This is a genomic window from Flavobacterium sp. (genome assembly GCF_039932285.1).
In the GTDB taxonomy this organism is placed as follows: Bacteria; Bacteroidota; Bacteroidia; order Flavobacteriales; family Flavobacteriaceae; genus Flavobacterium.
The window spans coordinates 1-4,163 of sequence record NZ_JBDTQE010000118.1 but is presented as its reverse complement, the minus strand read 5'-3'; the positions used below and the strand labels follow the sequence as shown (position 1 = coordinate 4,163).

Here is a 4,163-nt window from a genome sequence, read left to right as displayed (position 1 = left end):
ACTTGTTTGATTCCAAAACGCTTTAAGAAAAATGGAATAGCTAGAATAAATAAGGTTTCAGATATTTGAGAAATCGACATAATTATAGTCGAGTATTTAACTACGAATGAATCCGCATATTGAGGAACTTTAGAAAATTCAGATAAATAAGTATCCCCATACATATTTGTAAGTTGTAAAGCACCTCCTAAAAACATTGAAAAAATAAAGAACAATGCCATTTTATAATTTCCAAACAACTTGAACGCATCTAGTCCTAATTTTTTAAGTAATGAATCACTTTCCGAAATTAATTTTTGTGGCGGACATTTAGGCAACGTAAATGAATAAATTCCTAAAACCACTGCAGCAAAAGCAGAAATATAAAACATATTTGCAGATGATTTATTCCCTGACAAATTTGTTAACCACATTGCTGCAATAAAACCAACTGTTCCCCAAACTCTAATGGGTGGAAAAACTTTTACAATATCATATTTATTGTCTTTAAGAATATTGTATGCTACAGAATTGGATAATGAAATTGTTGGCATATAGCACATCATAGCTGCAAAAATTACCCAATAAAAACTAGTTGGATTATCAACTTGGGGTAAATATGCAATGGCAAAACCGCCTAAAATATGCAATATTCCGTATAATTTTTCGGCATTAATCCATTTGTCAGCTATAATACCTGTTAATGCTGGCATAAGAATAGAAGAAAGTCCTAAAGTAGAAAATATAGCTCCAAACTCTGCTCCGCTCCATTGTTTTGTTGCGAACCAATAGTTTCCAACTGTAATTAACCAAGCTCCCCAAACAAAAAACTGAAGGAAACTCATTATTGTTAATCTATTCTTTATATTCATCTTTTAGTTTTTAAATCGGTTAGGTATTTTTTTAGAAACGTAAAACTAACAATAAAAATAACTTTACAAATAAATTTTTCTAAATATTATCAACCAAATCAAGAACAACCTGAAATTGTTCTTCTCTAGACAAATGAGAATTGTCTATTTCGATAGCATCATCTGCCTTTACAAGTGGAGAATCCTCACGATGTGTATCTATAAAATCTCGTTGTTGTACGTTTTCTAGTACTGTTTCGTAGGAAACGGGTTGCCCTTTTTCGGACATTTCATCATAACGACGTTGTGCTCTAGTTTGTGCGCTGGCTGTCATGAATATTTTGAGTTCGGCATCAGGAAAAACTACAGTTCCTATATCGCGACCGTCCATCACGATGCCTTTATTTTTTCCCATTTCTTGCTGTTGTTCTACTAGTTTTACTCTTACTTGTGATACCTCAGCGACTTGGCTTACAAAACTAGATACTTCAATCGTACGAATTTCGGTTTCTACATTTACATCATTTAGATACATTTCGGCAAATCCTAAATTTGGATTAAACTGAAAAGTAAGTCTAATTTTAGGCAAATCGTTTATCAATGCTTGCTTCTTAAACTCTTCGTGATTGATGTAATTATTTTGCATTGCATAATAAGTTACAGCACGATACATGGCGCCAGTATCTACATATATATAGCCTAACTGTTTGGCTAACTGTTTGGCTAATGTACTTTTTCCTGTAGAAGAAAATCCGTCGATGGCAATGGTTATTTTTTTCAATTTTTTTAAATGTTTAATAGAAGTTGCAAAGTTTATTTCTAGCCCCGATAGCAGTGGAAATCCTTGCTTTTTTTGGCAAGATTGTAACGATAGCGGGAATATTGTTTACTAATATTCTATAATTTCTGCTTCAAAAAAAATTATTCGTTGTTATACAAATTGATCGTTAGTCCGAATAAACTGGTATTTGAAGCTAAAGTGTATCGTGAGTAAGAATAATCGAAGCGGAATTTTCTGAATCGGATTCCGAAACCTGCAGATATTCCTGAGAATGTTCGTTGCTCTAGGATTTTGAGTTCGGCGGCACGACGGAAATTATAACTTAATCGCAAACTAAATGCTTTCTTTGGAAAAATTTCAGCACCAAAAATAACATGCCTAAATGTGTTTCCTAGAAACCCTACTTTTTCTTCAATGACATCTCCATCGATTGTTTGTTGGCTTCTGGCAGGATTCGCAAAAGAAATATTCCACTTTTGTAAATTTTCTAATGTTAGATGCCAACGAATAGGTACATTTTCTAATTCTTGGGATATTCCAGCAATGACTTCGAACGGTAATTTCTCGTTTGTACCATTATAAGTTTTTATTTGTGTTCCAAAATTTCGAACTACTAATCCGTAATTTATATCATTTTTGTCATCGACATACATAGCCGCTAAATCAGCAGCGACTCCAAATGAATTATAACTTTCGAGTGTTGATGAAATGAATTTTGCATTTCCTCCGAGATATAATTTTGTAAAAGGCACATTGTAAGCATAACCTAAAGACAATGCGATTTCGCTTCCTGTAAATTGTCCTGTTGATGCTCCGAACTCATCTCTCCCATCAAATTTTCCATAATTTATATAGGTAATTCCACCATGCAATGTTTGTACATGTCTGTCGTATGTATAAGCAAAAGAGCCTGTTCCGTAAGTTACATCTCCAAAATAGTTTCCGTAATTTATGGCTAAACGGCCATCCATTTCGGCATTTATACTTGCTGGATTGAATAAAGGTTGGTTGACATCGTAATCATAATTTGTAATTGTTTTCCCTCCCAAAGCAGCTTGTCTTGGCGACGAAATTAGGTTTAGAAACTGGTATACGCTTTGCCCTCCTATTTGACCATAAGTCGAAGTATAGATTATAAATAATAAGATAATTAAATGTTTTTTTTGCATTTATTTTTGGCGTTTAAAAAACTATATAACGCAGAAGCGAAGATATTATTTTTTACAAAAAAAACGGTTAAAAAATTTAACCGTTTTTAATTTATAATACTTTAGCATTTTTAACCTTATCTTTTGTAATAGCAATTGCTAAAACTTCGTGCATTTCCTTTACATAGTGAAAAGTTAAACCCGTAAGATATTCGGCTTTTATTTCGTCTATATCACTTTTGTTTTCGTGACACAAAATAATCTCTTTGATATTGGCACGTTTTGCTGCTAGAATTTTTTCTTTGATTCCTCCTACTGGCAATACTTTACCACGCAAAGTGATTTCGCCAGTCATAGCCAAACTTTTCTTGATTTTTTTCTGCGTAAAAACAGACACTAACGAAGTTAGCATTGCAATTCCCGCACTTGGTCCGTCTTTTGGCGTCGCGCCTTCTGGAACGTGCAAGTGAATATTATATTTTGCTAACATTTCAGAGTTTAATCCTAATAATTCAGCATTGGCTTTAATATATTCTAAAGCAATTGTTGCCGATTCTTTCATTACTGTTCCAAGATTTCCAGTAATAGTCATTGTTCCTTTTCCTGGAGAAATTAAAGATTCTATAAATAAAATATCTCCTCCAACTGATGTCCAAGCCAATCCTGTAACCACTCCTGCTACATCATTATTTTCTGATTTATCTCTTTCTAGTCTAGGAACACCTAAGATTTTGATAATATCTTCATCGGTAACTTTTATATTGTATTCTTCTTCCATAGCAACACATTTGGCAGTATTTCGAATGACTTGTGCGATTTTATTTTCTAGTCCACGAACTCCCGACTCACGTGTGTAACCTTCTACTATTTTTTCTAATTGTTTTTTACCAATTACTAAATGTTTTGAAGTTAAACCATGAACAGCTAATTGTTTTGGAAACAAATGCTGTTTGGCGATTTCTACTTTTTCTTCAATAGTATAACCAGACATTTTGATGATTTCCATACGGTCTTTCAACGCAGGTTGTATGGTTGCCATATTGTTTGATGTGGCAATAAACATAACTTTCGATAAATCGTAACCCATTTCTAGAAAATTATCATAGAATTCGCTGTTTTGTTCAGGATCTAAGACTTCTAATAAGGCAGATGAAGGATCGCCTTGATTGCTTGTTGATAATTTATCGATCTCATCTAAAACAAAAACTGGATTTGATGTTCCTGCTTTTTTTAAACTTTGAAGGATTCTTCCTGGCATTGCACCAATATAGGTTTTACGATGTCCGCGAATTTCAGCTTCATCACGCAAACCACCAAGAGAAACTCTTACATATTCTCTTCCTAAAGCTTCTGCAATAGATTTTCCTATTGATGTTTTTCCAACTCCCGGAGGACCTGTAAGAC

At 33.5% G+C, this 4,163-nt stretch carries 4 protein-coding genes; all 4 read right to left on the bottom strand.

From position 1 onward, the window contains the following. Positions 1–851, bottom strand: an 851-nt coding sequence (locus tag ABI549_RS13535; protein ID WP_348076988.1) for an MFS transporter, incomplete at its 3' end; no start/stop codon positions are given. A 79-nt stretch (positions 852–930) separates the two neighbouring features. After that, positions 931–1,611, bottom strand: a complete 681-nt coding sequence (gene cmk / locus ABI549_RS13530; RefSeq protein ID WP_348076987.1) for a (d)CMP kinase — start codon at positions 1,609–1,611, stop codon at positions 931–933. A gap of 140 nt (positions 1,612–1,751) precedes the next feature. Further along, a complete protein-coding gene (gene porQ / locus ABI549_RS13525; RefSeq protein ID WP_348076986.1) occupies positions 1,752–2,780 on the bottom strand; it encodes a type IX secretion system protein PorQ in 1,029 nt (342 codons plus the stop codon). Positions 2,781–2,871: 91 nt separating this feature from the next. Further along, positions 2,872–4,163, bottom strand: a 1,292-nt coding sequence (lon, locus tag ABI549_RS13520; RefSeq protein ID WP_348076985.1) for an endopeptidase La, incomplete at its 5' end; no start/stop codon positions are given.

Bases quoted from the DNA above. Each gene is read 5' to 3' on its own strand.
- porQ (WP_348076986.1), bottom strand. From the start codon at position 2,780: ATGCAAAAAAAACATTTAATTATCTTATTATTTATAATCTATACTTCG.